The following is a 26,924-nucleotide window of genomic DNA, read 5'->3' as shown; positions in this document are numbered from 1 at the left end:
ACGCGGCTTAGGACGCGTCTCATTTGGTGAGGCGGCGGTAGCAGATCAGGGTGCTGGCGATCGTGGCAAAGGCTTCGAAGTGATCGCCCTTGCGGTCATAGCGGCGAACGAGGCGCCGGTAGCGCATCAGCCAGGACATGCAGGCTTCAACGACCCAGCGGTGCCGGCCCAGACGCGTGGAGGACTCGATGCCCTTACGGGCGATGCGTACCTTGATCCCCCGTCGCCGGACCTCGCGGCGCAGCTCGCGGGCGTCGTACGCCTTGTCGGCGTGCAACTTGTCTGGCCGCCACCGGCGGCGCCCGTTGGGTGTGCGGATCGCCGGGACGCTGTCGAGCATGGGCAGCAGCAGTTGGCTGTCGTGGACGTTCGCGGCGGTGACCAGCACAGCCAGGGGCAGCCCCTTCCGGTCGCAGATGACGTGGAGTTTGCTGCCTGGTTTGCCGCGGTCGACCGGGTTTGGGCCAGTCAGATCGCCCCTTTTTCCGCCCGCACACTGATCGAGTCGACCACCGCCCTCGACCAATCGATCCGCCGGTCGGCGCCGAGCCGGTCCAGGGTCGCCTCGTGCAGCCGGAGCCAGAACCCGGCCGCGGTCCACTCGGTGAACCTGCGGTGCGCGGTGGCCCTGGTGACACCGAACGACGCCTCAGGCAGCTTCCACCAGGAACAACCCGCCTGGGTCACGTACACGATCGCGGCCAACACCGCCCGGTCATCCACCCGCCGGCGACCACCACCCTGCCGACGAACCGGCGCGGGCGGGATCAACGGCGCCGCTATCTCCCACAGATCATCCGGCGCCCAGGTACGGATCATGGCCTCGTCCACGGAAGCAAATCATGCCCCCAGGCCAACGACCATCCAAATGAGACGCGCCCTTACTACGTGCGCTACGCTCGCCCCGGGCCACCCCATCGACATCCACCCGCATGACGGGATCCTGGTCATCGGTCCGCAAGGTGATAGGCCCACGTCGAGTCGATCAGCGGGCTGGGGTGCTACTACGCCTTGAGCGCACCGGAGAGCATGCCCCGGATGAACGCTCGCATCGTGATTGCCAGTACGACGACCAGCGGCAGGGCGGAGATCACGTAGCCGGCCATCAGCTGGGGGTAGTCCACGTTGTACCGATCGCCGGTGAGGAACGCGAGCGCCACAGGCACGGGACGCTGCTCCTCGGAGCTGATCGTCACCAGCGGCCACAGGAACTGGTTCCACGTCCACAGCACGTTGAGCGTGACGAGGGTGGCCAGTGTCGGAAGACTCAGCGGCAGCACAACGTGCCAGAGCACGCGCAGGTCGCCGGAGCCGTCGAGCTTCGCCGCCTCGACCAGCTCCTGGGGAACAGCGCGAAAGAACGCGCGCAGCAGAAAGACCGACAGACCAATGGTTCCCGCGGTGTACGGCAGCACCAGGGCCCACTGCGTGTCGATGAGCCCGAGATCGCGGACGAGCACGAACATCGGCACGAAGGTGAGCACGGCCGGCACCATCATCGTGCAGATGGCGACGGTGTAGATGAGCTGTTGGCCGCGGAAGCGACGCCAGGCAAACGCGTACGCCGCCGGCACGCCACAGGCCAGAACGAGCGCGACGGTGGCCGTGCTGACCAGCACCGAGTTCCAGACCGAGGGCAGCACCTCACCCGCCGCAGCACGGTAGTTGTCGAGGTGCACGTGACGATCGGGCAGGAAGTAGTTGGTGGCGAACGCCGACTTCGTCTTCAGAGAAGAAGTTACGACGAAGACGATCGGGTAGAGCGATGCCCCGAACAACACGACGAGGATGAGTGCCCGCACGGCGCTGCCGGCGCTCGACCGCCACCGCTTCGGACCCATGGCTCAGTGCTCCTTTCGCCAGGGCCGAGCCGGCCCGAGCACCGTGAGGACGAAGATGACCACGAAGAGCACGACACCGATCGCGGCGGCGTAGCCGTACTGCCCGTAACGGAAGGCGTTGTTGTAGAGCAGCAGGCCCGGTACCACGCTGGCGTCGGCCGGGCCGCCCTGAGTGAGCAGGAAAACGTTGTCGTAGTTCTGCAGGCCGAGGATGACCGAGAGGATGACGAGTAGCCGAGTCTGCCCGCGTAGCAGCGGCAGCTCAACGGACCAAAAGGTCCGCCAGCGGCCGGCGCCGTCCATGCGAGCCGCCTCGTAGAGGTCGTGCGGGATGGTCAGCAGGCCCGCCAGGTAGATCAGGGTGTTCGCGCCGTTGAGCCAGGGGAAGCCCACCAGGATCAGCGCGAATAGGACGACCTCTGTGTCGCCTAGCCAATTGTGGCCGAGCGAGTCGAGCCCGACCACGCCGAGAAGCCGGTTGACCAACCCGTCCGGCTGCAGGAACTGGCTCCACACCAGGAAACCGACGACCGTGGGTACGACCGCCGGGACGAGCAGCAGGATGCGCAGCCAGTACTGGACCCGGTCGCTGCGCAGGTGGTGGATCAGCCAGGCCGTGCCCAGCGGCACCAGCACCGACTGCGCGACGAACGTTACGGTGAGCAGCCCGCCGTTGCGGATGGATCGCCAGAACAGCGGGTCTTCGGTGAACATCGTCCGGTAGTTGGCCAGGCCGACGAACTCGTCGATGTTCGCGCCGTTCCACTCCGTGAACGAGCGGTAGATGGCCTGGCCGAACGGGTAGAGGACGAAGACGCCAAGCACGGCCACGAGAGGCAGGACCAGAACGTACGGCAGGAGCGCGTGCGTCAGGCGTGTCGTTGCCGACTCGCGGCGCGCGGCACGCGGCGGCGACGCCGTCGCCGCGGGCGCCCGCCCTTCAAGAACCTGAGTCATCCCGTCGCCCTTCCCCGCCTGACGGAAGCCGGGTCCCGGCGGAGACGATTGCCTCCGCCGGGACCCGATTCTTGCTATCCGAGTTCGCGCTTGATGAAGCCCTGGTCTACCTGGGCAGCGGACACCTTGAGGTTCCGCTCGAGGGCATCCAGGTTGGACTTGGACCGCTGCGACAAGAATTGGTCGATGCTCGCCTTGCCGCTCCACAGACTCTGCCACTGGGCAATGAACTCGTCGAAGTCCTTTGTGTCGAAGGTGGGTGGCATCCCGAATCCGTACAGCGGGATCTCCGCGAACTTCGCCGTCGTGTCGACCTTCGTGAACGAGTCGGGGTACTGCACGCCGACGATCTCGGCCGGGTCACCGGCGGTCGTCCCGCTGTCGCCCTTGGTCGCCCACATCCTGCTCGCCTGGTCCGGGCTCGTGATGAACTGCAGGAAGTCCACAGCGAGTGCGCTCTGCTTGGTGGCCGCCGGGATCATCCAACCGTTGCGCGTGCCGGCCAGCGGGTTGGTGCCACCTGCGGTGAGGCCGGGGAAGTCGGTCGGAGTGATCGAGGGGAAGTTGGTCGCCCCGATCTCGAACTGCTTGTCCGTCGCCAGCCCACCGATCTTCGTCAGGATGCCCGGAATCGCGAAGGTGCCGGTGAGGTCCTGCACGCTGGCGCCGGAGACGAACTTGTCCTCGACCTCCGCGCCCTTGGCGGCGAGCGCATTGGGGTTGAGGTGCGGCTTGAGCTGCAGCATCAGCTCCACCGCGCGGCGGTACTCCGCCGACTTGGCCGGGTCGATGACACCCTTGCGGAAGGCGACGTACAGCTCGTCCGGGGTGTACGACTCGCCCGCCACCGAGGCGGCTTTCGCATGGTCGTACTTCCACCCGTCGGCGTGCCGCAGGTTGATCTGCTCGCTCTTGGGCCGGTAGAGCGCCTGCAGCATGGTGGTCAGCAGCCACCACGTCTGGGCGTCGTCGTTCTTGATGGCGGTGTAGAGGGGCGCCTGGCCGCTCGCTTTGAGTTTGTCGTTCGCCGCGATCCAGTCCTGCCAGGTGGCCGGCGGCGTGGTGATGCCGGCCTTCTCGTATGCCTTCTTGTTGTAAGCGAGGCCGACCCAAACCGCGGACCACGGCACCATGACGGCCTTGCCACTATCCATCGTCGACTCCACCGAACCCGGGCGGAAGCCGTCACGCCAGGTGCCGGTGCCGCCGTACGAATTCGCCTTGCCGAGCGCACCGGTCAGGTCGGTCGCTAATCCGCGCCCGCCGAGCCCCTGCACCATCGGTGGCTCGACCAGGACGAGGTCGGCTGCGGTGCGGGAGACGAGCCGGGTCTCGAGGGCGTCCTTGTAACCGTCGTACGGCGCCATCTCGATCTTGATGTCGACGCCAGCGTGCTTGGCCTCGTAGTCCTTGGCCGCAGCCTCGAGCTGCGCCTTCCAGTTGGACGTGCCATCGAAGGCGAGCACCCGCAGGTCGCCGGAGAGATTGCCGGCCGCCTTGTCACCGTCGTCGCTGCCGCAGGCAGTCGTCAGCATGAAGAGGCTGGCAGCCATGCCTGCGGCCGCCAGTCGTCGGGTGTATCCGCGCAACCGTTCCTCCTCGAATGAAGGTCCGCCGAGCGGGCTTGCCCGGCACTCCTGTCGCTCGGCGGGCGCTGGGGCCTTGCTTGGTGAGGCCTCGCCGGTATGGGTGCGGCAAAGGCTAGGGCGGCGAAGATAACGTTGTCAATGGTGCGCCGAAACCTCGTCGTTACGGCGCCGAGACCCGGAGCCGGAAAGCTAGCGCCGGTGGTGGTTGCGAGCGGCCCCGCCGCTAGCCACCGGCACCGGAGCCCGAGCGGGCTCTCGTGCTGGCCCTTGTGGCGCGTGTGCGCGAGCCGGCGCCCGCGGCGGGTGCGCGCCGGCCGGCCGTCTCTGACCCGTAGCGCACGAGCGTCGTGGGGATGACGACCTGCTGCGGAGTGCGCCGGCCATCGAGGCGTTCGAGCAGCAGTTGGGCCGCCCGCCGGCCCGCCTCGGCGGCGTCGTACGAGACCAGCGCGAGCGGTTGCGCGAACAGGCCCGCCGTCTCGATGTCATCGAACCCCGAGACATCCGCCGCGCCGCCGCGACGCTGCAGCTCGGCGAGCACACCCACGGTCATTCGGTTGTTGCAGGCGAAGAATGCGGTCGGCGGGTCGCCACCGTCCAACAGCTGAGCTGTCGCGGCGGCGGCGTCCGCCGGAGTGAGCGGGCCGAGGCAGACCAGGTCCTCGGGGTACGGGACGCCCGCGCGTGCCAGCGCCGAACGGAAGCCGGCGAGGCGCTCGCGCATCGTCCAGACTTTCGCCTCGTGGCCTAGCACGGCGATCCTTTGGTGGCCGCGATCGAGCAGGTAGTCCGTGGCGGCGATGGCGCCGCCGCGGTTGTCCACCAACACGGTGTCCGCGATGAGGCCGGTCGCCGGTCGGTCGAGGAAGACGACTTGCAAGCCCATCTCGATCTCGGCCTGGAGGAAGCTGTGGTCAAGGGCCGTCGGCACGATGATCATGCCTTCGACTCGTCGTTGACACAGCTCGAGCACGAGCGCGCGCTCCCGCTCAGGATCCTCCTCGCTGCTGGCCGTCATGAGCACGAGATCCCGGTCGTGTGTCAGCTGCTCGACGCCGCGGGCGACCGAGCTGTAGAACGGGTTGCCAAGATCCTCGATGACAAGCCCCACGCTCGCAGTGGATCGACCCGCGCGCAGGTCACGAGCCATCGCGTTACGGCGGAAGCCCAGCTTGGCGACGGCGAGGAGGACTCGGTCGACCATCTCGGGACTTACACCCGATTCGCCGTTGACCACCCGCGAGACGGTCTTGAGACCGACGTCCGCCTCCCTGGCGACGTCCACCATCGTCGGCCGTCGACTCCTCATGCGCCGCCTCCATCGCATTCGTACGTTGTCACGCTAGCGCCCGCCCATGATCGCACGCAGCTGCGGACCGTCGCTGCTGTCGAACGTTCCGTTGTCGACACCGCAGCGGCCCGCGCAGGCTGTGTTCTCCGCGCCAGCACCGCGACCTTGGGCGGAGCGTCGACTAGACAACGTTGTCACTTTCCGCTCACTCTAGCTGACAGATCGCGATCTATATCACGACCCCGAAGATGCCGCGCCAGGACGAACGCTCCATTCGCTGCGTACGACTGGGGCGCCACGTGTGCGTGGTCCGTCCCCAATCGTGAAGGAGGAACGACATTGACGTCGCGGCTTCATCGATCGCCGCGCAGGTTGTGCGCGGTGATCGCCGCCGTGGTCCTCGCCACGGTCGGATACGCCGGCCAGGCAAGCGCTAGCGACAGCCCGTACCCTGCGACCATCTCCGCACTGTACGACCGGAATGAGGCGTTCCTGAAGGTCGACAAGCAGTGGGTAATGGGCGAACCGTTCAACATGCACTTCATCTCCACGGTCACTATCGGCGGACAGATCTGGGCGTACTACATCAAGAACAAGCCCGACGGCACGTTCGCAACCGCCCTCGCGACGTCCACCGACGGTGTCAACTGGACCGACCACGGCATCGTGCTCAACACCGGGCCGTCCGGCTCCTGGGACGACCGGATCGCGAGCTTCCCTGGCGTGGCGTACGTGAATGGCACGTTCTACCTCGTGTACGAGGGAGCTGGCTTCAACTCCGCCAACCCGGGTGACATCGGCCTGGCAACGTCGAGCGACGGGGTCACCTTCACGAAGGTCGGACGGATCCTCACGCACAACCCGTCTGGGTGGGAGTCGGCGAACATCGGTACGCCGAACCTGTGGTACGAGAACGGTACCTGGCACCTCTACTACCACGGGTACGACGGCACGGACGTGCGCGTCGGCTTCGCCAGCGGAACGAGCCTCACCTCGCTCTCGAAGAGTGGCAGCAACCCGGTGCTGAGCACTGGCCCGGGCGGTTCGTGGGACGCCGGCACGATCGGCAAACGGGACATAGTCAAGGAGGGCGCGTACTACTACATGGTCTACGAGGGCAGCACTGACGCCCCCTTTGAGACCGCGCAGTGGTCGAGCGGGCTCGCCCGGGCACCGAGCCCGTCCGGCCCTTGGGCGAAGTACCGGCAGAACCCGGTGCTCGCTCCAGAGAGCGGGTTCGGTAACGACGGGCCCGCATTCCTCAGCCTCGGCGGGGAGCGGTGGGTGTACTACCGCAGTATCGGCCAGTTCGGCAGCGTAACCCGTCGCGCCAAGGTCTCCAACGAGACCAACGGCGGGTGGGGGCTGATGTTCGAAACCGAGTCGATGCCGTACCACCAGGTGGGTCGCCCCGACGGGGACGGCTGGTCGGCGAACACGTCCGACGGGCTGGGGTTTCTCGCGTACGGGCCGTACAACAACAACGTGGTGCCCGACTGGAACACCGGCGTGGTCAAGCTCGCGATCGACAACGTCACGGCCGGCAACGACCTCGTGGCGACGATCGACGTATACGACGCGACGGCGGGCCAGATCATCGCCACGCGGCAGATCTTCCGGCACGACTTTCAACAGGCCAACCACTATGAGTTCATGATCGTGCCGTTCGCGTGGGAGGGCCGCGCGGGCCATACGTTCGAGATCCGGACGTTCACGCACGGCACCGCGTACCTGCGGCAGGACCGCCAAGGCACCGACTAGTTCCTCCGTGATCAGAGCGTCCGTCATGCCGTCCTGACGACACGGGGGACGCTCTGATCACGAGGCGGATCGGGTCTAGACAACGTTGTCGGAGCGGGTTACGGTGACCGCCCAAGAGCCAGCAGCGGACGGCAGGAGGCGCGGCGGTGAGACAGCTCGACGTCGTGGAACGGCGCGGGTGGGAGATCGTCCGGCTCGGCTCCGATCTGCTGTCCGCCGAGGTCCTGCCCGGCAAGGGGGGCGATGTCCTGTCACTGCAGTCGCTTGGCACGGCAACCGAGTTGCTGTGGCAGTCGCCATGGGGGCTGCGCGCTCGCGGCGCCGTCACCACGAGCGAGCACGACGTGGCCCGACTGATCGAGGCGTACCCGGGCGGCTGGCAAACCGTCTTCCCCAACGGCGGCGACGCGGTCACCGAACACGGCGTCGCCTGGGGCATGCACGGCGAGGCTTGGCTGACACCGTTCGACTGGACGCCCGTGGACGGCGCCGATGGCGGCTGCGGCGTCGAGCTGCGCGCCCGGCTCGTACGCAGTCCATTCGACATCGTCAAGCGGGTCGTCCTGGACGGCGCCCGGCTCAGCGTCACCGAAACCATCACGAACGTCGGCGGCGAACCCATTGAGGCGATGTGGAGCCAGCACCCTGCCTTCGGGGCGCCGCTGATCGGGCCGGACACGCTCATCGAGACGACCGCCGGCACGTTCGTTGTCGATGACCGGCGCGACACGCCGAGCGGCGACCTCGCGCTCGGCGTCCGCGCCACATGGCCGCACGTCCCCGGCCGGGGCGGCGGGAACGTTGACCTGACCCGCATCCCGGCACCCGACGCAGGCGTCGACCGGATGGGCTACCTCACCGACTTCACCTGCGGTCACGCGGCGATCCGCAACCCGGGCCTGGGCCTGGCCGTCGAGCTGGACTGGGACGCGGCGACCCTGCCGCACGCGTGGTACTGGCTGGAGGCGGGTGGCGGCGCGGGATTCCCGTGGTATCGCAGCGCCTACGTGTTGGCGATCGAGCCGGCAACGAGCTTCCCCGGCCAGGGCATCGCAGCCGTACGGGCCAACACGGGCACCCAGGTCGTCTTCGCTCCCGGTGAGACGCGGACCGCGTCCGTCACCGTCACCGTGCGGGAGCTGGCGTGAGTATTCGACTGTGGCAGATCGGCGACCCGGCTGCCGGCCCGCGTCAGTTCGCCGACCACTGGTACGCCGGCACCGACGCGCGGCCGTCGCCGTACTCGCCGGTGGACAGACCGGACCCGGTCGAGCGAGGTCCCATTTTCGAGATCGGCCGCAGCGACGCCTCGACGCACTGGCCGGCGGTCCAGCCGGGCCCACTTGACGCCGGGCACGGCTGGCGGCCCGCGGACGCGACGATCCGGTTCGACGCTCCGGCCGGCTCGGAGGAGCTCTGGCATGACCTGCACCTGCATGCGCTGGCCAGCCACGGCCCCTGTCCGGATCTCATCGTCACGGTCAACGGCCGGCGCGGTCTGGTGCTGCTCGACCCGGTACGCGACGACCGGGCCCACGCGCCGATGCCGCCGTCGCCGATTTCGGGGCCGATCGACCGGGTCGTCCCGCTGCGGCCTGGGCTCATCCGGGCCGGCCGGAACGAGATCATCCTGACCACGCACTGCCTGGAGGAGGTCGAGCCCGACCTCACGAAGACGCGGCCGCACCTGCCGCATCTGGGCGTGTGGTTCGGCAGCGCACTGTCCTGGCGGGGACTCTCGCTCGCCGCCGGCACCACACCTGCTGAACCGACGTTGCGGCTTTGCCCCACCTCGCTGTACGTCGAACGCGACGGCGACCTCTTCGAGCTGGTCGACCTGGACCTGACATCCCCGCACGGGTTCGCCGCGGGCACCGCCGCCCTGCGGGTCGGCTCCCACGAGCGGTCATCCCCTGTGGAGGGCGTCGACTTCGGCGACACCCGGATCAGGTTCGCGGTGCCCGCCCGCTCGGACACCGACACCCACACCGAGACCGAGATCGATGCCCACGCTACGCTCGACCTTGACGGCCGCCGGGTCGAGCTGCCCCGGGCGCCGTTCCGCCCCGCACGGCGCTGGACGCTGCATCTGATCCCTCACGTGCACCTGGACGTCGGCTACACCGACAACCAGGCGAAGGTCATCGAGCTGCACAACCGCAACATCGATCGGGTGACCGGCATCCTGCGCCGCACACCCGACTATGCGTTCACGGTCGACGGCAGCATGATCCTGGAGACCTTCCTGCGGTCCCGTACCGAGGCGCCCACAACCGCGGCACTCGAGGCGATCCGCGCAGGTCAGGTCGGCGTCAACGCGTTCTACGCCCTGTTCCTCGCCGGCGTGGCGAGCCTCGAGGAGTGTTACCGGGCGGCCTACCTCGCCGCCCAGCTCGGCCGTGACCTGGGCCTTCCGATACGCACGGCCAACCTCACCGACGTACCGTCGTACCCGCAGGCGATCCCGTCGATCGTCGCCGCACTGGGGCTGACCGGCTTTTTCGGCATCGCCAACCACACCCGCGGCGGGAACCCGGATAGCGACACCCTGCACCTGCTCTCGCCGGTTCGCTGGCGCGGCCCGGACGGCGCCGAGGTGGTCGCGTACTTCTCCGACTCGTACTCGCAACTGCGCTTCATGTGCGCGGACCCGCCGTCGCTCGCGGGCATGTCCGCGTCGCTCCCGCGCTACGCGGCCCGCTACGACCGACCCGACTATGCCCCGCACGACCTGCCGATCGTCGGCACGCACGCTGACAACGAGGACGTGGCCGACGGTTACGCCGATCTGGTCGGGCGATGGAATGCCCGGTACGCCTATCCCCGACTGCGCTTCAGCACCATCGCCGACTACCTCGATGCCATTCGCCCGCTCGCAGACCGGCTGCCGGTGCTCGAGGGCGACGGCGGCAGCTACTGGGAGGACGGCATCGGCACGCAGGCCGCTGCGATCGCCCGCTATCGCCGCGCGCAAGCCCTCATGCCTGCGGCCGAGGCAATGTCCGCGCTGGTCGCGGCGGCAGATCCGACGGTACGCCCAGACGTGTCCACCCTCGACGAGGGCTGGCGCCGGTTGCTGCTCGGCTGCGAGCACACCTGGACCGCGGCCCATGCGACCATCCGCCCGCACTCGCCCGACGTGATCGACCAGCGCGACTGGAAGATCGGCCAGATTGACGAAGGGCTGCGCATCGCGACCGACGAGGCCCGGCGAGCAATGTCCCAACTGGCCGAGCTCGTGCCGACGGAGGGCCCGGCGCTGGTGGTCGCGAACCCGGCCAGCTTCGCGCGGAACGTTGAGATCGAGGTGGAGTTGGCCGCCGACGAGCGCGTCGAGACGCTCGATGGCACCGCGCTACCCGCGATCCGGCTCGGCTCTGCGCCCGGGGTCGTCCGGGTGCGCACCGGCCCGCTGCCCGGCTTCGGTTATGCGACGTACGCCGTGCGTCGTCACACTGCGCCATCCCGTGAGGTTACGGCCCGCCCCGTGCCGTCCTCTCTGGATACACCGCGCTACCGGGTCGCATTCGACCCGGACACCGGCCGGCCGACCAGTCTGTGGCATCACCGACTAGACCGGGAGCTGCTCGACCCGACCCATGGCTGGGCGCTCGGCGACGTGCTACACGTGACCGGTGGCGGCACCGCCAGCGGGCGTGGGCTGGGCGACGAAGCTACCTCCCTCAACGACATCGACCCGGCACTGCCCCCACCACAGCTGACGGTCAACGCGGCGGCGATGCGGGCCGAGGGCGCCCGCCGTCTGCCCTGGGGCTGGGAGATCAGCGCGGTCGGCGCTGCACCGAGCCTGCCCGTGGTGCGTACGACGCTGCGACTGCACGACGACACCGACCGCATTGACCTCACCGTCACCCTGGTCAAGGAGGCCGAGCTGGCGAAGGAGTCGGTGTACGTCGCGTTCCCGTTCGCCGTGCCCGACCCGATCGTGCGGTACGACCGGCAGCAGGGCTGGGTCGACCCCGTCCGCGATCACCAGCCCGGCGCGTGCAATGAATGGTTCACGGCCCAGGACGCCGTCACCGTCGCCGGCCCAGACCTCTGCGTGGCCTGGGCAAGCGCCGACGCGCCGCTGTTCACCCTCGGCGACATCGTGCGCGGTCGCTGGCCACGCATTGCCACCCCGAGCGGCATGGTTCTGTCCTGGGTCATGAACAACTACTGGTGGACAAATACCCCGGCCAGCCAGGACGGCACAGTCATCCTGCGATACGCGTTCACCCCGCTGTCCACGTACGACCCGGTTGCCGCCTGGCGACTGGGCCGCGACCTGCGCGCGCCGGTGTTGACCAACCTGGTCACGTGGCTGGACAAGGGCGCTAGCACACCACGACGGCCCGCCGCCGGCACCCTTCTCGACGCCGCCCTGCCATCCAACGTGGACGCCTCGGTCTTCGCCGGCCGCCGGGCGAACGGCGTCGTGGTCCGGCTCCGCGAACTCGCCGGTACCGCCGCCACCGCGTCGGTCCGGCACCCGCACACCGGCCCGGGAGCCGTCGCGATGCGATGCACCGCGACCGAAGAACCGGTCGAGTCGCTGCCCGTCCGTGCGGACGGCACCGTAGTCGTCACCCTGCGCCCGTACGAAGTCGTCACCGTCGCGCTGAAGGAGCCGGCGTGAACTACCGCCTCAACCGCCTATTCAACCCCGCCTCTGGCCGCTGCCTGGACATTGCCGTTGACCACGGCTTCTTCGGCGGGCCATCGTTCCTCACCGGCATCGCGGACATGCCGGCCTGGTGGCCGCGCACGCGAAGACCGGCACACAGATACGGGTCGAGCCGGGTGAGTGTCGAAGCAGCGCACTCGCCCGCACGGTGACCGCCGACGGTAACGGACGTCACGACTGATTGAAATTGCCATGTCCGCCCACCGACTGGTCCGGTGACGACGTTCCAGGGCGGTCGGGCGTGGACGGGGATAACCGCCGAATGACGAGGAGGACGGTATGGGTGAACGGATGGAGGATGGCGACATGGTGCACGCCGGCGACCTTGCCGGCAAGGTAGCGGTCGTGGTGGGCGGGTCTACCGGCATCGGCGCCGCGACCGCGCTTCGGTTGGCGAGCGCCGGCGCGGCCGTGGTCATCGGCGGCCACGAGGCCGATGATGTGAAGGCTGTCGTGGACCGGCTGGGCGCCAAGGGGGCCGTGGTGGACGGCGACGTGGGCGACGTGCGCAGCGATGACGACATGGCCCGTTTGTGCGCTACCGCAGCGGACCGGTTCGGCGGGCTGGACGTGTTGGTGTACTGCGCGGGCATCCAGCGGTACGGCACCGTCGTAGACACCACCGCCTCCGGGTTCGACGAGGTCATCGCCGTGAACCTACGCGGCCTGTACCTCGCCGCGCACCACGCCGTACCCAGGATGCGGGAGCGGGGGGGCGGCGCCATCGTCGCCGTCGCCTCCGTGCAGGCCCACGCGACGCAGAAGGGGGTAGCGGCGTACTCCGCCAGCAAGGGCGGCATCGTCGCACTAGCCCGGGCGATGGCCATCGACCACGCGGCCGACTGCATCCGGGTGAATGTGGTGTCACCGGGTTCCGTCGACACGCCGATGCTTCGTCGTTCGGCCCGGCAGTTCGGCAACGGCCGCGCCGAAGATGACGTCCTGCGGGATTGGGGGGCCAGCCACCCGCTGGGCCGGGTCGCCCGCGCCGACGAGGTGGCCGAGGTCATCGCGTTCCTGGCCGGTCCGCGGGCCAGCTTCGTCACCGGCGCGGAGATCCGGGTCGACGGAGGACTGCTCGCCAACCTGGCCGTGGCGCTGCCCGAATGACGATGGGGCTGGAAGTGACAGTAGACGAGCCGGTGGCTGGGTCGAGCCGGACCTTCAACACCTTCGGACGGGAGTCATGACCACTGACGTACGGATCCATTTCGACGGTCTGTTCACCGAACCGCGGTTGGACCACGCGGAGGGTGTGGCAGTAGCCCCGGACGGGACGGTGTGGTGCGGCGGCGAGCAAGGCCAGATCTATCGCCTGGCAGACGGCCGGTTTGAGCAGGTCGCGTCGACAGGCGGGTTCTGTCTCGGCCTGGCGTTGGACGCCGCGGGACACGTCTTCGTGTGCGACGCGGCCCACGCGGCGGTGATGCGGTTGGACACGGTCACTGGCCAGGTCGACACGTTCGCTGACGGCGTGCCGGGCCACCGCTTCGTCAACCCCAACTATCCGGTGTTCGACACGGCCGGGCGACTGTACGTGTCCGACAGCGGCACGCCGCACGTACCCGGCCCCGGCATCGCCCGCCTCGAGCCGGACGGCGGTGACGTGCTGTGGCATCGCGGGCCGTTCGACTTCGCCAACGGGCTGGCCCTGTCCGCGGACGGCCGCACCCTGTACGTGGCCGAGACCTGGGGTCACCGCGTCACGGCGATCGACATCACCGCCGACGGTGCGCCCGGTGCGCGACGCGTCCTCGCGCGGCTGGGCGAGGCGCTGCCCGACGGGCTTGCGCTGGACACCGACGGCAACCTCTACGTCGCGTGCTACGAGCCCAGCCAGATCCTGGTCGTCGCCCCCGGCGGCGCCGTGTCGGTCCTGGCGCGGGACCCGGGCGCCCACGAGTTGTGCCACCCCACCAACGTGGCATTCCTCGGCAGCACCCTGATCGCGGCCAACCTCGGCCGCTGGCATCTGTCCGCCATTGAGACCGGGGCAACCGGGCTCCCACTGGGCCCGTTCCGCGACAAAGGGACACGGCCATGAGCATGCGCATCGCCCTCGGCCACATCGACACCTACGACGACCGCACCGCCGCGTTCGCCCGGCAGCTCGGCTTGACCAGCGTGCAGCTGCACGCCCCCAGCAACCTCCCAAGTGACGCCGGCTACTGGACCTACCCAGACCTGCGGGCGCTACAGGACCGCTGCGCACGCGACGGCCTGACCATCGAAGGGCTGGAGAACGTCCCGGCAGCCCACTTCGACAAGATCCAGCGCGGAGCCGCAGGGCGGGACGAGCAGATCGAAAACTACCAGCGCACGATCCGTAACATGGCCCGGGCTGGGATCTTCCTGCTCGGCTACCACTTCATCACGACCTACGTGTGGCGTACCGACATGCGGGCCGTCGGCCGGGGCGGCGCCCGCGTCACCGCGTTCGACCTCGCCGACGTTGGTGCCGGGAACGCCCTGGCAAGCTACAAGCTGACACCCAGCGAGCCGATCGAACCGCCGATCACCGCCGAGCAGATGTGGGCGAACTACCAGTACTTTCTCGATGCCGTGCTACCAGTCGCCGAAGAGGCCGGCGTGCGGCTCGCCCTGCACCCCGACGACCCGCCGGTCGACGCCCCGCTCGGTGGCGCCGCGCGCATCTTCACCACCCCGGCCGCCCTCAGGGAGGGCCACCGGCGGGCCAACGGCAGCCCGGCGTGGGGCCTCAACCTCTGCCTCGGCACGGTATCCGAGATGGACGGACACCGCAGCGTCGACGAGGTGATTGACTTCTTCGGTCGTGCGAACGCGATCAGCTACGTCCACTTTCGCGACGTGAACGGCACCGTGCCCGCATTCACGGAGTGTTTCCTCGGCGAGGGGAACCTCGACCCGGCCGCCGTGATGGCCCGACTCGCGTCGGTCGGCTTCGACGGCTTCATCATCGACGACCATACCCCGGCGATGACCGACGATCTCGACACGTGGGGCGATACCTCCTCCGCCGCCTATTGCAGCCGCGGGCGGGCTCACGCGATCGGCTACCTTCAGGGCATCCTCACCGCCTGCGGACGGATGCGCGCCGGACGGGAGAGCTGATGAAGCTGATGCGGGTGGGCCCGGCCGGCCACGAACGCCCGGTGCTCGTCGGTGAGGGCGGCCGGCACCATGACCTGACGCCGATTACGGCGGACCTGGACAGCAGGTTCTTCGCCACGGGCGGTGTGGCGCGGGTTCGCGCCGCCTACCAGTCGGGCCGGCTGCCGGAGGTGGACGTCTCCGGCCTGCGTGTCGGAGCCCCGGTGGCGCGGCCGGGCGTCGTGCTGTGCATCGGGATGAACTACGCCGCGCACGCGGCCGAGTCCGGCGCCGCCCCTCCAGCCGAACCGGTCATCTTCTACAAGGCACCCAACACCGTTGTGGGGCCGTACGACGACGTGGTGATCCCGCGCGGTTCGACGCGAACCGACTGGGAGGTGGAGCTGGCCGTTGTGATCGGCGCTCGCGCCCGCTACCTCGACACACCCGATGATGCGCTGACCTGCGTGGCCGGCTATGCCACATCGAACGACGTGTCCGAGCGGGAATTCCAGCTTGACCGCTCCGGCGGGCAATGGTCCAAGGGCAAGAGCTGCGAGACGTTCAACCCGCTCGGACCGTGGCTGGTCACCCCCGACGAGGTCGGCGACCCGCAGGACCTTCCGCTGCGCAGCTGGGCCAACGGCGAGCCGCGCCAGGATTCCTCCACCAAGGACATGGTGTTCGGGGTGGCGCACCTGGTGTGGCACCTGTCCCAGTTCACCGTGCTGGAGCCAGGCGATGTGATCAACACCGGGACGCCGCAGGGGGTGGCGCTGTCGGGCCGCTTCGGCTACTTACGCCCGGGTGATGTCGTCGAGGTCGAGGTGGCCGGCCTGGGCCGGCAACGCAACACCTGCCGGCAGGCGTGACCACGATGAGCTCGCCACGATCCACCTCGTCGCCTGCGTTTCCTGGCCCCCGCAGAGGTCGGCGGGTCGGACGCGAGGAACCCCGCCCCGGATGCTCACCCGCCGGGCGCCCGCCCGACCGGGGTTGGCCACTGGCGACCACATGGCCAGCCAGGTGATGGTCAAACCGCTACCGCACGCCGAGGTCAGCGACGTCGTGCAGATCGACGCCCGCCGGGTCGGCGGTGTAAACGAAGTCGCGGCAGCCTGCTGCTCGCCGCTGCCCGCAACGTATCGGTCCGCACACCTGCGGCGGGCGTCGGGCTGCGCAGGCGCATCGCGCGCCTGCGCGACCTTTCGTCGACGCGGTGGTGATGGCGACGGCCACTACGTCGCGCCGACCGCGCCCGAATGCTCCGCCGGGATCATCTCCGAGGCGCTCGACCGCTTCCGAGATCCATATGACGCCGCGTGGCGATGACCGACACCTCACCGAACCAACGATAGGAGGCCATTAGGTGGGCACAATGGATGGTCTGGTGGCGGTTGTCACCGGCGGCGCATCGGGCATCGGGGCCGCGTGCGTGCGCCGGTGCGTGGATGCCGGCGCGCGGGTAGCCGCGCTGGACCTGACCGCGGGCGACCGGACCGACGACCGAGTGCTGCCCGTGCACGCCGACGTGGCCGACGCCGCGTCTGTCGAGGCGGCGCTCGCCCAAGTCGACGCGGCGTTCGGCGGCGTGGACATCGTGGTCAACAACGCGGGCGTCAGCGCCGTCGGCGGTGTCGACGCCAACGACGACGCCGAATGGCATCGGGTGCTCGACATCAACGTCGTCGGGGTCGCCCGGGTGAGCCGGGCGGCCCTGCCGTACCTGCGCCGCAGCGCCCATGCGGCCATCGTGAACATTTCCTCGGTCGTCGCGCGGGCGGGCCTGCCCAACCGGGTCCTGTACTCGGCGACCAAGGGCGCCGTACACGCGATGACGCTGGCCATGGCCGCCGACCTGATCGTCGACGGCATCCGCGTCAACTGCGTGTGCCCCGGCACTGTCGACACCCCGTGGGTCGCCCGGCTGCTCGCCACGTCCGCGGACCCGGACGGGGAGCGGCGCCGGCTGGAGGCGCGGCAGCCGACGGGCCGGCTTGTCACGGCCGAGGAGGTGGCCGACGCGGTGCACTACCTGGCGTCGCCGGCGGCCGCTGCCACGACCGGCTCCGCGTTGGCCGTCGACGGCGGCATGCACGGGCTACGCCTCCCGAGGTGATGGACGAGGGCAGGGGTGTCTGCTCGCGAGCGGCGTTTAGCAAAGCGTGGGTTGGCGGTCTCGGCGGGCCGCGGTGATCCCGCGCTCGGCCGATCTGGCCTCGGTCGGGCCGGTGCGGGTCGTGCTGGAGGCGGTCCCGCTCGGCGAGGCGGCGGACCCGGCCAGGCCTACACCACTCATCCCTCGCGGCCGAGTAGGAACTCACTGGTCAGGACGAGCGGGCGTGGAGTTTCGGTTCGTGTCCCCCCTCCGACACGACGGCAGCCGGTGGGAGGTCACGTCCTGCTCGTCTGGCCAGGGAAGTCCATGGAGGCAGGGGAGTCGTGCGAAGACTCCTTTACTCGGCCGATCTATGCTCAGGCGACCTGGGCAAACGCGCGTGAGCATGCCGCTGGGCCACCGGACTACTGGGGGTCAAGGGGTCGTCGGTTCGAATCCGGCCGTCCCGACGCAGGTCAGAGGCCATTCGGTCTTCCGGATGGCCTCTTCTGGTCCTGTACAGCAGCGAAGTACAGCAACGGCTCATTGATCGAGGCTCTGGCCGAGCTTCCGGAGGGCTTCCCGGGTGGCCTTGGATGAGACCTGGCTGTAGATCTCCATCGTGATCGAGAAGTCCGCGTGTCGCAGGATCGCCATGGCGACCCGGGGATGCACGTCCAGGTCGACCAGCAGGGAACCGCAGGTGCGCCGGGCGTCGTGGACCGTGATCTTCGGGACGCCAGCGCGGACGATGCGACTGTCGTAGGACCGGTTGAAGTTCCGCGGCTCGACCGGCAGCCCGTAGCGGGTCGTGAAGATCATGCCGGTGTCGTGCCACGCCGCGCCCGCCTTGTCCCTGGCCGCCTCCTGCTGCCGGTAGCGGTGCCGCAGCGCGGTGACGCAGATGGCCGGCAGCGGGCGGGGAGCGTCGGACTCTTCGGTCTTGGTGGCCCGGTGCAGCAGCCGTCCGCGTACCCGTTGGAGTTGCTTGTCGATGACCAGGCTGATGTCGTGGTCGTCGCGGCAGTGCTCGCAGAAGTCCTCCCCGTGCGGGGTGCACGGCTTTTCCCAGCCGTCCCACTCGATGCGGTCCCAGGTGAGGCCGAGGACTTCGCCCTTGCGCAGGCCGAGCACGAGGACCAGGACGTATGCGGCGTAGAGGTAGTCGTCGCCGTCGCGCGACGATTCCAGGAAGGCGCGGGCTTCCTCGCTGCTCCACGCTTTTCCTTTGCGGGCGCGGATCGGCGGGAGCTTCACGAGAGCGGCGACGTTCTTGGCCACCAGCTCCTCCACGACGGCCTGGGAGAGCGCCGAGCGGAGAACCGCGCGGATTCCCTTGACCGTGCGTGCGGAGGGAAGGTCGCCATGATCCATGCGGCGCGAGAGGGATTCAGGGTTCGAGTCCCTGGCGGCCCACTCCATGACGTGATCTCGCTGCTGACTTGCGCTTCTGCGGTTCGCGTGACCGGAGGGCGCGTCCAGTAGGTGGCGGTGCGCGAACCACAGGGACGGCCGCATGCTGCGGTACGCCGCCGCTCGGTGGATACGGACCCGGCGAGGTTCCTCGCAATGTCTGCGCGTTACTTGCGGCTATCCGGCGCGGGCCGACGCGGCGGTATTTGCTGGCTGCGACGACGCGTTCGGGCGTGCCGGCTCAGGCTGATGGCGGGTCGGCAATGATGCGCGCGAGAGTGCGTCGGCCCATCCGACTCATGGTGGCGTTGGTCTGGTGGTAGTACCAAACCACCCCCATTGCCTGCTGGAAGGCCCACGCTTTGCCGCGCTCCCATTCGAGATCGTCGCAGCCGAGTTGCTGCCGAAATGCCTGACGTGGCTCGCGTTCCAGCAGGTGCCAGGCACTTACGAGGTCAAGGGCAGGGTCGGCAGGCCCCAGTCCGCCCACGTCGAGAACCCCGGCCAGCCGCCCGTCGGAGACGAGGACGTTTCCCGGAATGAGATCACCATGGTTCATCCTGTCCGGGGCCTCGCCCCGCGGCAGTTTCCTCATGACCTCCCAGATCCGGCGGAGCAGCGGGACGTCCAGCAGCGTCTCGCTGTGCCCGAAGCAGGTCTCCATCCACCCGTCGTGCGCTGGTAGCTCGCCACCGCGACCCTGGCCTGTGAACGTGCGTCCCCCTGCGTCGATGGCTCGCACGCCACTGACGAACTCGGCCAGATCGTGCGCGAACGCGAACGAGTCACCTGGGTCCTGGTCGGTGGCTACGACACCGGGTACCCACGTCTGTACCGACCATGGAAGCGGGTAGCCGACGCCGGGTTCACCGATGGCGACCGGCTCGGGGGTGGGAAATCGCGTACGACCCATCAGTTCTCGGGCCGCTTCCGCTTCACGTTCCAGCCAGCCCTGCGCCGCGTCGACCTCACGAGGCTGAAGGGGGAACCGGGCCGTGAACCGTTCCCCGATACGGAAGATGGCATTGACCGTTCCCTGCGAAGCGACGCGCCCGACAGGCAGGCTCCGCCACTCGGGGAACTGCGCGTGCACCAGCTCACGCACCGCGTTGAGTGAGACTGTGAGCTGGCCATCGTGCATCGGCACATCCGGAGACAGGGGTGCGCGGTGGGTAGAGGCTGGCACGACAATCATCCTTAGTCAGGTGTTCTGGGCGGCGACTGTGGCTCGAGGGTGGCCGGTGGCAGGGCTTGACGCCAGGTGGCGGGCAAGAGCGATCGCGGCGAGGAGCGCCAGGACCGCGCATACGCCCAGCCACCCGAAGTGGGCGTAGGCGCGGGCTCCGAGCCAGGAGCCGAGGCTGCCGCCGAGGTAGGCGCAGGTCATGTAGGCGGTGTTGAGTCTGCTCCGGGCTTCGGGCCGCAGGGCGTAGATGCGTACCTGGTTTGCGACCATGCCGGACTGCATTCCGACGTCGAGCAGCAACGTGCCGAGCGTCAGTGCCGCGAGGCCCCCCGCCCCGCCGAGACTGGCGAACGCGAGGACGGCGGCCGAGGCGATGATCCCGAGCAGGCAGGCCAGGTTCACCGCGTCGCTGCCCCGACGGTCCACCTGCCGTCCGGCGACCGGGGTGCACAGCATTGTCGCCGCGTTGACCAGTGCGAGCGTTCCGACCGCCGGTGCGCCCAAGTCGTATGTGGGGCCGGTGAGCAGCAGCGCGACGGCGGTCCAGACCGCGGAGAAACCGGCGAAGACCGTCGCCTGGTAGAAGCAGGAGCGGCGCAGGTCGGCCTCGGTGCGCAGCAGGCGCAGCGACTCGGCCAGCAGCGCCGGGTATCGGTGCCCGGACGGCGGTCGTGTTGTCGGCAGTACGCGGGCCATGACCACGGCGATGAACAGCACGGATGCCGCCGCCGTCAGGTAGGGGGCCCGCCATCCGAACCAGTCGCCGATGGTGCCCGCGACGGTGCGGGACAGCAGCATGCCAGCGATGGAGCCGCTCAGCAGGGTGCCGCTGACCACGCCGCGCTGGTCGTCGGCAACGAGGCCGGCTGCCATGGGGCCGATGATCGGCGCGACCACGGTCGTGACCCCGACGAGGGCGCTCGCGCCGACGAGCGGCGGCAGCGCGGGTGCGGCGCTCGTGGCGAGCAGCCCCAGCCCGGTGAGGCCGAGCAGGGTGACGATCAGCGGGCGGTGCGGGAGCCGGTCGCCGAGCGGCACCAACAGGAAGATCCCGGCGGCATAGCCGAACTGCACCGCGGTCACCACCAGGGCGGCCGAGTCAGCGCTGACGTGCAGGCTGGCGGCGACCAGCGAGCTGATCGTCTGGGGGAAGTAGATGTTTCCGACGGCGACCCCGCAGGTGAGGGCGAGGAGCACCAGCAGCCTGCGACTCATTTGCGAACCGCCTGTCCGAAAGCGTCGATCACGTCAGTCCACCGGCCCGCCGGCGACGTAGATGACCTGGCCGGAGACGAACCCGGCTTCGGGGCTGACCAGGTACGACGCGGTGTGCGCGATGTCCTCGGGCTGGCCGACCCGGCGCACCGGGATGGTCTGCGCCACGATCCGCTGGTGCTCGTCGAAGCTGCGGCCCCGCCGCTGGGCCGCGACCCTGGTCATGTCACTGACCACGAAGCCCGGCCCGATGGCGTTCGCCGTCACGCCGTGCTGCCCGAGCCGCAGCGCGAGCGACTTGGTGAAGCCGATCAGACCGGCCTTCGCGGCGGCGTAGTCGACGCGGCCGGAATCGCCGAGCGCGGAGATGCTCGACATGTTGACGATCCGTCCCCAGCCGGCCGCCATCATGTAGGGGGTCACGGCCCTAGTGAGGAAGAACGCCCCCCGCAGACTGACCCCGACGACCGCGTCCCACTGCTGGGTGCTGGTCTCCTCGACGCCGGCGTTGGGGCCGCCGATGCCGGCGTTGTTGATCAGCACCGTCGGTGGTCCCAACTCGGCGGCGATCCGAGCGACAGCGGCGGTCACGGCCGACTCGTCGTTGACGTCGGCGGCGAACGCCGCCGCTGTTCCGCCGTCGCGGGTGATGGCATCCACGGTGCCGGCGCAGTCTTCCTCGACCAGGTCGACCACGGCGACCGCGAGGCCATCGCGCGCCAAACGCCTGGCCACTCCGGCGCCGATGCCGCGTGCCGCGCCCGTGACGATCGCTGTGCGCCGAATGGCCTGGTCTGTCATGTTGATCTGTGTCATGCCGGAAAGTCCACGGCACCCTGGCGGCGATCGCCAAGCGATGTAGCATGCAGCTTAATGATCAGCTTCATGCTCGGCGTCGAAGACCTCGCGGACACCCGCTTCGCGATCTCGCCGATCCACGAGGCCGTGCTCAGCCTGCGAGTGTTACGCGAGCCTGGCCTGTACGCGCTGCATGTGCCCTGGCGCAGGTCGGTTCTCGGCAGACTCGACGCGCCCGGTGCCGACCTGCTGATGTCCCTGGTCGGGCCAGACCGCTGCGTTCCGGACTTCCTCACGCCCCGGCCGGCGAGCTTCGCCGCGACCTTCGAGGACGAACTGGCCGCCGTACGCCGAACACCTCCGGACGTCGTACGCCGCGACGTGCTGGCCGTGTACCCACGTGGCGGGCTACCGGCCGTCTTTCAGGAAATCACCGCGAACGAGGATGAGCCGGTGCTCGCACTCCGCGACGCCATCTGCGACCGCCTGCACCGCTATTGGCAAGCAGCGATCAAGCCGACTTGGCCGCAGATGCGACTCGTCCTGGAAGCGGACACGACCTACCGCGCCCGACAACTGGCCGTAGGAGGCGCACGCCTGCTCTTCGCCGACATGCACCCGAATCTGCGCTGGCAGGACGGCGTCCTGCACATCGACAAGATGATCGGCAGGCACCACGTCGCGGCAGCCGGCCGAGGACTGCTGCTGGTGCCATCCATCTTCTCCCACAGGCCCGCCCCGCCAGTCAGCCCGGACGAGCCACCACTGCTGGCATACCCCTGCCGTGGAGTAGCAACGCTCTGGGCGCCGACACCGACCGCCGACGCGACCGCCGTCACATCGCTCCTCGGCGCGCCCAGAGCGCGACTGCTCCACCTCCTTGCCGAACCGCTACCGACCGTGGAGATCGCCCGCCGGCTCACAGTCACACCCAGCGCCGTGTCACAGCACCTACAGGTCCTCCACGCGACAGGCCTGATCACTCGCGCCCGCGACGGACGGCACGTGCTGTACCGGCGCAGCCCTCTTGGCGATCAGGTGGTCGGCCAGTCGGCGGAGCAGTGATCCCAGTGGACCAAGGCGCTGCCCTTCGGTGATCCTGTCCACCAGTCACGTCAGACCACTCGCCTACGCACCACGGAAACCGTTACAACAGGCCCCTGAGCTGCGGGAACCCGGTTCGGGTTCTGCCACATTGAGTCCACTTCTACGCAGGTCAGCGACCCTGTCGAGGGCCGTTAGAGCTGCTGGCCGCCCCACCACACGGCCAGCAGCCCCACGAGCCCTACGACGAGGACGCAGCCGAGCCCGGCGCAAAGCTGAACCGGCTGCTTTACGAGGAAGGCCGGTTGGAGGATCTGCGGCAGCGAGCGCGTTCCGGAGATGGTGGAGCGGGGCACCTCCCCGACGGCCTGGCCCGAGATCGGGATGGTTCGGGTGCCGAGCAGGTGGGTGACTAGCTGGGTGACGACCGGGGCGGCCGACGCCGGACGTCCACGGACGGCGGTGGACCGTTCCGGCAGCTCAGCCCAGCTACTCGCCCAGCTCATCGACGGCTGATCATTCTTTCGGGACGAAGAGGTCGTGGGTTCAAATCCCACGCCAGTGAATCAAATCAGAAGGCCCGGAGGAACGCCTGCGGGCCTTCTGCATGCTGCTTCGGGAAGCGCCGGCACGGAGCATGGCTCAGCGAGGCGCGTACGCCACTCGCTCGAAGGGCCACTCGCGGGCCAGCCAGTCGCTGACGACGCGGTAGAGCTCGGTGTCGAGGGAAGCGTGGTCCGCGCGGACCCAGGAGCGGACGTCAGTGACACCGGACTCGTGACGTGAGCTGTATATGTAGACACAGCCGATGACGTCGTCTTCTGGGACTGAGAGGACGGTGTAGGTGAAGCCGACGCGCCGGTCGAAGTCCTCCGCGTGCTGGCGTAGGTCGTCGAGGTTGGCCTCCAGGGTCATGCCTCCTGGCGGCGGCCAGGAGCGGCCGGCGAAGTCGGGGTTGGCCCGAATGTGGGCGATGCTGGAGGTCCAAGCGGCGTGGTCGGCGGCATTGTGTTGAGGGCCGAGGGGCTCGAGGCGGAATCGGTCGGTGGCGGGCGGGTGCGGTACGGCGAAACAGGGGGCCACGAGGGGCTGGTCAGGTGAGGTCACCGCGGGAGGTTATCCCGGGCCCCTACCGATCTCTCGCAGATATTGGCAGACAGCACCGACAGCCGTCGTGAGGCCCGTGCCAGAACCGCCTGCACCGACAAGCCGCTGGGCTCCTTGACTCCACTAGATCGCGGACGAGAAGGAGAACGACAAGATCTTCGGGCACAAGCCGGGCACAACTGAGGCCGACAAGGGCTGTCAACCGTTGTAAGGCAACGAGAGACCTCGCCCAGGTCCGGACGCCGATCCGTCCGATCTGAGGTGATCCACAGCCGGCCGGAGGGGTTCAGGGTTCAAGCCTGGTACTCAATCCAATCGCCTACCGCGATGCCTCGGCTTGTCAACGAAGGTCGTGGGGATCCCGAGCAGCCAGTGCCTCAGCCTCCGACAGCCCAAGGCGGCTGGCGACCCGGCGCCGCATCCGAACTTGGGCGCTCGTTCGTGGCCGGAACTTCGGCTCCCGCGAACACCCGCAGGTCTCGAAACCCTCGTAGCGCAGCCCCGCCCCGAGAACTGCCGCAACCGCGGCCCAACCGGAGTCGTTCCGCCGGCGGGGCGCCGCAAAGTCGTGCCCAGCAAAGACCATCGGTTGTCGACACGACGTACATGGGTGCTTCGCGTCGTCCCAGGCGTACTTGTGACTACGACGGCACGGCACACACACGTAGTGGACCCTGTAGGTGGTCTCTGAGTACCGACACACGTCCGCATGTTAGCAATACCTCTCAGCGGCCAGCTGTGATAATGCCGATCTACGGCAGGCGGGCGACTAACGGACCTGACGTACAGCAGCGATGTACAGCAACCGACGGCACCAAGCGGAACCACGGTGGCCGCCATCGGACCGCCGACCAGCGGTGCGAGCCGAATGGGACCGCATTGCCGATCTCTGGGGGTCAAGGGGTCGTCGGTTCGAATCCGGCCGTCCCGACAAGGTGAAACAGCAGGTCAGGAGGCTGGCCCGAGATATCGCGTCAGCCTTTCCGGCTTTCTGGGGACCACGATCGGTCAAATTGACGGTCGTTGACGCTCCTTGACCGGTGGTCAGGCATGTGGCGGGCCCTGTTCCCTGCCGAGTTGTGCTCCTCGCTTCGTCAAGCGGCCCGCAAAGCGGGCCGCGCCGGCGCGGCCCCGGCCCGCTGGTGACCTCCTAGGCTTGACATAGCCCAGCCAGGGAGCTGGGCTATGAAGGAGCGGCACCACTCCCCGGCCATTTGCTCATGCTGTGCCGCCACTTGCATGCCCATGCAGGGTTAGCGACTCGTCGGCTGAGCGTCGGCGCTGCCAACGCACCAGGGCCAGGACGGCGAGCAGCAGCGGTACCGCGAGCGTGGCGTACAACCACGGTGGTGCGGCGAATGGGACGGACGCGGTTCCGGACCGCCGAATGCGGCCCGGTCCAGCAGGTCGCCGGGAACCTCAAGGTCGCTGACGCCGCCCGGGGCGGTCAGCAGCACCTGCTCCCCGCCGCGGACGGAGACCGCCGCGAGAGCGGCGTGCCGCTTCTCCTGATCCGCCTCCGGCGACTGCCGCTTCACTACCGGATCACCTTTTCGCCAGGCGACCAGCTCTACTGCCGAGCCGGGGACCGGGATGGCGTCGCCGACTGGGCGGCCGGTGGCCGCGTCAAGGAACTCGATCCGCCAGGAGCGCCGGAGCATCTCGGCGGTGTCGGCGCACCGAAGGGTGGCGCAGCCGTCGTATGCCAGCAGAGCGATCCGTTGCCCGTCGGGGCTCCAGGCCCTGGCCCGCTCCACGGAGTGTGGGTCGGCGGCCAGACGGGATGGCAGCAGCCAAGGCAGGGCGTTAGCTGTTGCTCTCTCGTCCATTGCGCAACCGGAAGCACTCAGATTCACCTGTATTGGAGACAGTCAATCAGCGACCTGACGGGGCAACCGCGACCACGTCACGGCGGAACTCCGGCGGGAATGCTTTCGGCATGGCCGACATCCTTCCAGCGACGAGCACATCCTCACAGGTCATGAGTCAATCAAACCGGGGGCAGTCCCACAACCCGGAACAACGCCTGGGTGGGCATAACCCGAGCCTACTCAACCTTCGTAACGAATCAACGACTCAGGACACTAGCGCCTATTCCCGTTCAGTACGGTGCGGCGACCATCTGGCTCAATTGGTTGGCCGCGCTCCGGACGGGCCTGCGCAGGCGTTCGGCGACGAAGGTGCTGGTGCGACCGCAGACGCCGATGGCGCCGACAAGCTTGCCCTGCCGGTCGTGTACGCCTGCCGCGATGCAGCTGTAACCGAGCGTCGTCTGTTCTTGCTCGATCGCAACCCCGCTGTCACGGACGAGTCCGACGGCATTGGCGACCTGGCCCCAGTTCGTGACCGTGTACGGGGTGAGTCTGGGTAGCGGCTGTGATCGCACGTCGTCGACCAGCTCCGGACGATGCGCCAGTACGAGGCGCCCGGCGGCGGTCGCCAGGAAATAGGCGCTGCGGATGACCGCCGGCCAGGGCCTGCGCATATCGTCGATGTGTTGGCTTCCGAATGCGCTCTCCACAAGCGTGTTGCTCGTGTCGGTGAACGCGGTCATCCAGGCGATTTCTCCGGTACGCGCGAAGAGGTCCTGGACGAAGGGCGCCGCGTCGCGGCGAACACCCTGCTGTCTTGCCGCTTCCGCCCCGAGGTGGAACAGGTGCGCACCGAGCCGGTAGCCGTCAACGTCGCGCTCGAGCATGCCCCGAATCACCAGGTCCGCGGCGATTCGCCGGACCGTGGGCTTTGGGATGCCGGTGATGCGCGTGAGCGCGGCCAGGGTCGCCCGACCGGAAAGATGCGCCACTGCATCGAGAACTGCCATGACTCTGCCGGTGACGGTGTGATCGTCCATGGCGAAATTATCGG

23 protein-coding genes and 1 pseudogene are annotated in these 26,924 nt (G+C 68.7%); 11 read left to right on the top strand and 13 right to left on the bottom strand.

The features are described from left to right. Positions 1 to 19 precede the first annotated feature (19 nt). The 5 genes from GA0070613_RS27810 to GA0070613_RS27790 all read right to left on the bottom strand — a co-directional run bounded on the left by GA0070613_RS27810 (position 20) and on the right by GA0070613_RS27790 (position 5,675). Positions 20 to 819, bottom strand: a protein-coding gene (locus tag GA0070613_RS27810; protein WP_172876011.1) for an IS5 family transposase whose coding sequence is annotated in 2 segments (ribosomal slippage) — positions 20 to 474 and positions 474 to 819 — 801 coding nt in all. Because the reading frame shifts where the segments join, the coding sequence is not laid out codon by codon here. A gap of 185 nt (positions 820 to 1,004) precedes the next feature. Further along, a complete protein-coding gene (locus GA0070613_RS27805) occupies positions 1,005 to 1,841 on the bottom strand; it encodes a carbohydrate ABC transporter permease (RefSeq protein ID WP_089014983.1) in 837 nt (278 codons plus the stop codon). 3 nt (positions 1,842 to 1,844) lie between these two features. Further along, on the bottom strand, positions 1,845 to 2,672 hold the full coding sequence (locus tag GA0070613_RS27800; RefSeq protein ID WP_157746559.1) for a carbohydrate ABC transporter permease: 828 nt from the start codon (positions 2,670 to 2,672) through the stop codon (positions 1,845 to 1,847). A 200-nt stretch (positions 2,673 to 2,872) separates the two neighbouring features. Further along, on the bottom strand, positions 2,873 to 4,387 hold the full coding sequence (locus GA0070613_RS27795) for an ABC transporter substrate-binding protein (RefSeq protein WP_157746558.1): 1,515 nt from the start codon (positions 4,385 to 4,387) through the stop codon (positions 2,873 to 2,875). Between the two features lie 223 nt (positions 4,388 to 4,610). Further along, entirely contained in the window at positions 4,611 to 5,675 is a 1,065-nt protein-coding gene (locus tag GA0070613_RS27790) for a LacI family DNA-binding transcriptional regulator (RefSeq protein ID WP_089014980.1), read from the bottom strand. 384 nt (positions 5,676 to 6,059) lie between these two features. On the opposite strand from GA0070613_RS27790, the gene GA0070613_RS27785 reads away from it, so the two are divergent. The 10 genes from GA0070613_RS27785 (at position 6,060) to GA0070613_RS27745 (ending at position 17,317) form a co-directional block, all read left to right on the top strand. Beyond that, positions 6,060 to 7,439, top strand: coding sequence for a family 43 glycosylhydrolase (locus tag GA0070613_RS27785; protein ID WP_089014979.1), 1,380 nt, complete (start codon positions 6,060 to 6,062; stop codon positions 7,437 to 7,439). A gap of 146 nt (positions 7,440 to 7,585) precedes the next feature. Next, complete coding sequence (locus GA0070613_RS27780; protein WP_089014978.1) at positions 7,586 to 8,587, top strand: aldose 1-epimerase; 1,002 nt, start codon at positions 7,586 to 7,588, stop codon at positions 8,585 to 8,587. Continuing rightward, complete coding sequence (locus tag GA0070613_RS27775) at positions 8,584 to 12,078, top strand: glycoside hydrolase family 38 N-terminal domain-containing protein (RefSeq protein ID WP_089014977.1); 3,495 nt, start codon at positions 8,584 to 8,586, stop codon at positions 12,076 to 12,078. Before GA0070613_RS27780 ends, GA0070613_RS27775 begins: the two co-directional genes overlap by 4 nt. Next, entirely contained in the window at positions 12,075 to 12,278 is a 204-nt protein-coding gene (locus GA0070613_RS33160; protein ID WP_089014976.1) for a hypothetical protein, read from the top strand. Before GA0070613_RS27775 ends, GA0070613_RS33160 begins: the two co-directional genes overlap by 4 nt. A 127-nt stretch (positions 12,279 to 12,405) precedes the next feature. Beyond that, positions 12,406 to 13,236, top strand: coding sequence for an SDR family NAD(P)-dependent oxidoreductase (locus GA0070613_RS27765; protein WP_231929524.1), 831 nt, complete (start codon positions 12,406 to 12,408; stop codon positions 13,234 to 13,236). Between the two features lie 127 nt (positions 13,237 to 13,363). Then, the gene (locus GA0070613_RS27760) at positions 13,364 to 14,170 is read left to right on the top strand and encodes an SMP-30/gluconolactonase/LRE family protein (RefSeq protein WP_157746557.1); all 807 of its coding nucleotides are present in this window, start codon (positions 13,364 to 13,366) and stop codon (positions 14,168 to 14,170) included. After that, positions 14,167 to 15,219 (top strand): mannonate dehydratase, encoded by a 1,053-nt coding sequence (locus tag GA0070613_RS27755; RefSeq protein ID WP_089014974.1) that lies wholly within the window; start codon positions 14,167 to 14,169, stop codon positions 15,217 to 15,219. The genes GA0070613_RS27760 and GA0070613_RS27755 overlap by 4 nt, the downstream gene beginning before the upstream one ends. Further along, positions 15,219 to 16,070: a fumarylacetoacetate hydrolase family protein gene (locus tag GA0070613_RS27750; RefSeq protein ID WP_089014973.1), complete on the top strand. Its 852-nt coding sequence runs from the start codon at positions 15,219 to 15,221 to the stop codon at positions 16,068 to 16,070. Before GA0070613_RS27755 ends, GA0070613_RS27750 begins: the two co-directional genes overlap by 1 nt. Before the next feature lie 142 nt (positions 16,071 to 16,212). Next, a complete protein-coding gene (locus GA0070613_RS32430) occupies positions 16,213 to 16,530 on the top strand; it encodes a hypothetical protein (RefSeq protein ID WP_157746556.1) in 318 nt (105 codons plus the stop codon). 46 nt (positions 16,531 to 16,576) lie between these two features. Then, positions 16,577 to 17,317, top strand: coding sequence for an SDR family NAD(P)-dependent oxidoreductase (locus GA0070613_RS27745; RefSeq protein WP_197699002.1), 741 nt, complete (start codon positions 16,577 to 16,579; stop codon positions 17,315 to 17,317). A 522-nt stretch (positions 17,318 to 17,839) separates the two neighbouring features. Here GA0070613_RS27745 and GA0070613_RS27740 read toward each other — a convergent pair. The 4 genes and pseudogenes from GA0070613_RS27740 to GA0070613_RS27725 form a co-directional block, all read right to left on the bottom strand. Then, positions 17,840 to 18,658: pseudogene (locus GA0070613_RS27740) on the bottom strand (tyrosine-type recombinase/integrase); the annotation flags it as partial. Between the two features lie 292 nt (positions 18,659 to 18,950). After that, a complete protein-coding gene (locus tag GA0070613_RS27735; protein WP_231929522.1) occupies positions 18,951 to 19,814 on the bottom strand; it encodes an aminoglycoside phosphotransferase family protein in 864 nt (287 codons plus the stop codon). A gap of 96 nt (positions 19,815 to 19,910) precedes the next feature. Next, entirely contained in the window at positions 19,911 to 21,110 is a 1,200-nt protein-coding gene (locus tag GA0070613_RS27730; protein WP_089014969.1) for an MFS transporter, read from the bottom strand. Between the two features lie 33 nt (positions 21,111 to 21,143). Further along, complete coding sequence (locus GA0070613_RS27725; RefSeq protein WP_089014968.1) at positions 21,144 to 21,926, bottom strand: SDR family oxidoreductase; 783 nt, start codon at positions 21,924 to 21,926, stop codon at positions 21,144 to 21,146. Between the two features lie 57 nt (positions 21,927 to 21,983). On the opposite strand from GA0070613_RS27725, the gene GA0070613_RS27720 reads away from it, so the two are divergent. Next, entirely contained in the window at positions 21,984 to 22,973 is a 990-nt protein-coding gene (locus tag GA0070613_RS27720) for an ArsR/SmtB family transcription factor (RefSeq protein ID WP_089014967.1), read from the top strand. A 173-nt stretch (positions 22,974 to 23,146) separates the two neighbouring features. On the opposite strand, the gene GA0070613_RS27715 is transcribed toward GA0070613_RS27720, so the two are convergent. The 4 genes from GA0070613_RS27715 to GA0070613_RS27695 all read right to left on the bottom strand — a co-directional run bounded on the left by GA0070613_RS27715 (position 23,147) and on the right by GA0070613_RS27695 (position 26,910). Then, the gene (locus tag GA0070613_RS27715) at positions 23,147 to 23,458 is read right to left on the bottom strand and encodes a hypothetical protein (RefSeq protein ID WP_089014966.1); all 312 of its coding nucleotides are present in this window, start codon (positions 23,456 to 23,458) and stop codon (positions 23,147 to 23,149) included. A 136-nt stretch (positions 23,459 to 23,594) separates the two neighbouring features. Beyond that, a complete protein-coding gene (locus GA0070613_RS33810; protein ID WP_231929520.1) occupies positions 23,595 to 23,867 on the bottom strand; it encodes a hypothetical protein in 273 nt (90 codons plus the stop codon). A 1,445-nt stretch (positions 23,868 to 25,312) separates the two neighbouring features. Then, the gene (locus tag GA0070613_RS27700) at positions 25,313 to 25,816 is read right to left on the bottom strand and encodes a hypothetical protein (RefSeq protein WP_089014963.1); all 504 of its coding nucleotides are present in this window, start codon (positions 25,814 to 25,816) and stop codon (positions 25,313 to 25,315) included. A gap of 344 nt (positions 25,817 to 26,160) precedes the next feature. After that, entirely contained in the window at positions 26,161 to 26,910 is a 750-nt protein-coding gene (locus tag GA0070613_RS27695; protein WP_089014962.1) for an IclR family transcriptional regulator, read from the bottom strand. Positions 26,911 to 26,924: the final 14 nt, after the last annotated feature.

Origin of the sequence: Micromonospora inositola, assembly GCF_900090285.1 — a bacterium.
Lineage (GTDB): Bacteria > Actinomycetota > Actinomycetes > Mycobacteriales > Micromonosporaceae > Micromonospora > Micromonospora inositola.
Note: the sequence above shows the minus strand (reverse complement) of the source record. Positions and strands in the feature narration are given on the sequence as shown.

Bases quoted from the DNA above. Each gene is read 5' to 3' on its own strand.
- GA0070613_RS27805 (WP_089014983.1), bottom strand. From the start codon at position 1,841: ATGGGTCCGAAGCGGTGGCGGTCGAGCGCCGGCAGCGCCGTGCGGGCA.
- GA0070613_RS27790 (WP_089014980.1), bottom strand. From the start codon at position 5,675: ATGGTGGACGTCGCCAGGGAGGCGGACGTCGGTCTCAAGACCGTCTCG.
- GA0070613_RS27765 (WP_231929524.1), top strand. From the start codon at position 12,406: ATGGGTGAACGGATGGAGGATGGCGACATGGTGCACGCCGGCGACCTT.
- GA0070613_RS27755 (WP_089014974.1), top strand. From the start codon at position 14,167: ATGAGCATGCGCATCGCCCTCGGCCACATCGACACCTACGACGACCGC.
- GA0070613_RS27750 (WP_089014973.1), top strand. From the start codon at position 15,219: ATGAAGCTGATGCGGGTGGGCCCGGCCGGCCACGAACGCCCGGTGCTC.
- GA0070613_RS32430 (WP_157746556.1), top strand. From the start codon at position 16,213: ATGGCCAGCCAGGTGATGGTCAAACCGCTACCGCACGCCGAGGTCAGC.
- GA0070613_RS27745 (WP_197699002.1), top strand. From the start codon at position 16,577: ATGGATGGTCTGGTGGCGGTTGTCACCGGCGGCGCATCGGGCATCGGG.
- GA0070613_RS27730 (WP_089014969.1), bottom strand. From the start codon at position 21,110: ATGAGTCGCAGGCTGCTGGTGCTCCTCGCCCTCACCTGCGGGGTCGCC.
- GA0070613_RS27725 (WP_089014968.1), bottom strand. From the start codon at position 21,926: ATGACACAGATCAACATGACAGACCAGGCCATTCGGCGCACAGCGATC.
- GA0070613_RS27720 (WP_089014967.1), top strand. From the start codon at position 21,984: ATGATCAGCTTCATGCTCGGCGTCGAAGACCTCGCGGACACCCGCTTC.
- GA0070613_RS27715 (WP_089014966.1), bottom strand. From the start codon at position 23,458: ATGAGCTGGGCGAGTAGCTGGGCTGAGCTGCCGGAACGGTCCACCGCC.
- GA0070613_RS33810 (WP_231929520.1), bottom strand. From the start codon at position 23,867: ATGACCCTGGAGGCCAACCTCGACGACCTACGCCAGCACGCGGAGGAC.
- GA0070613_RS27695 (WP_089014962.1), bottom strand. From the start codon at position 26,910: ATGGACGATCACACCGTCACCGGCAGAGTCATGGCAGTTCTCGATGCA.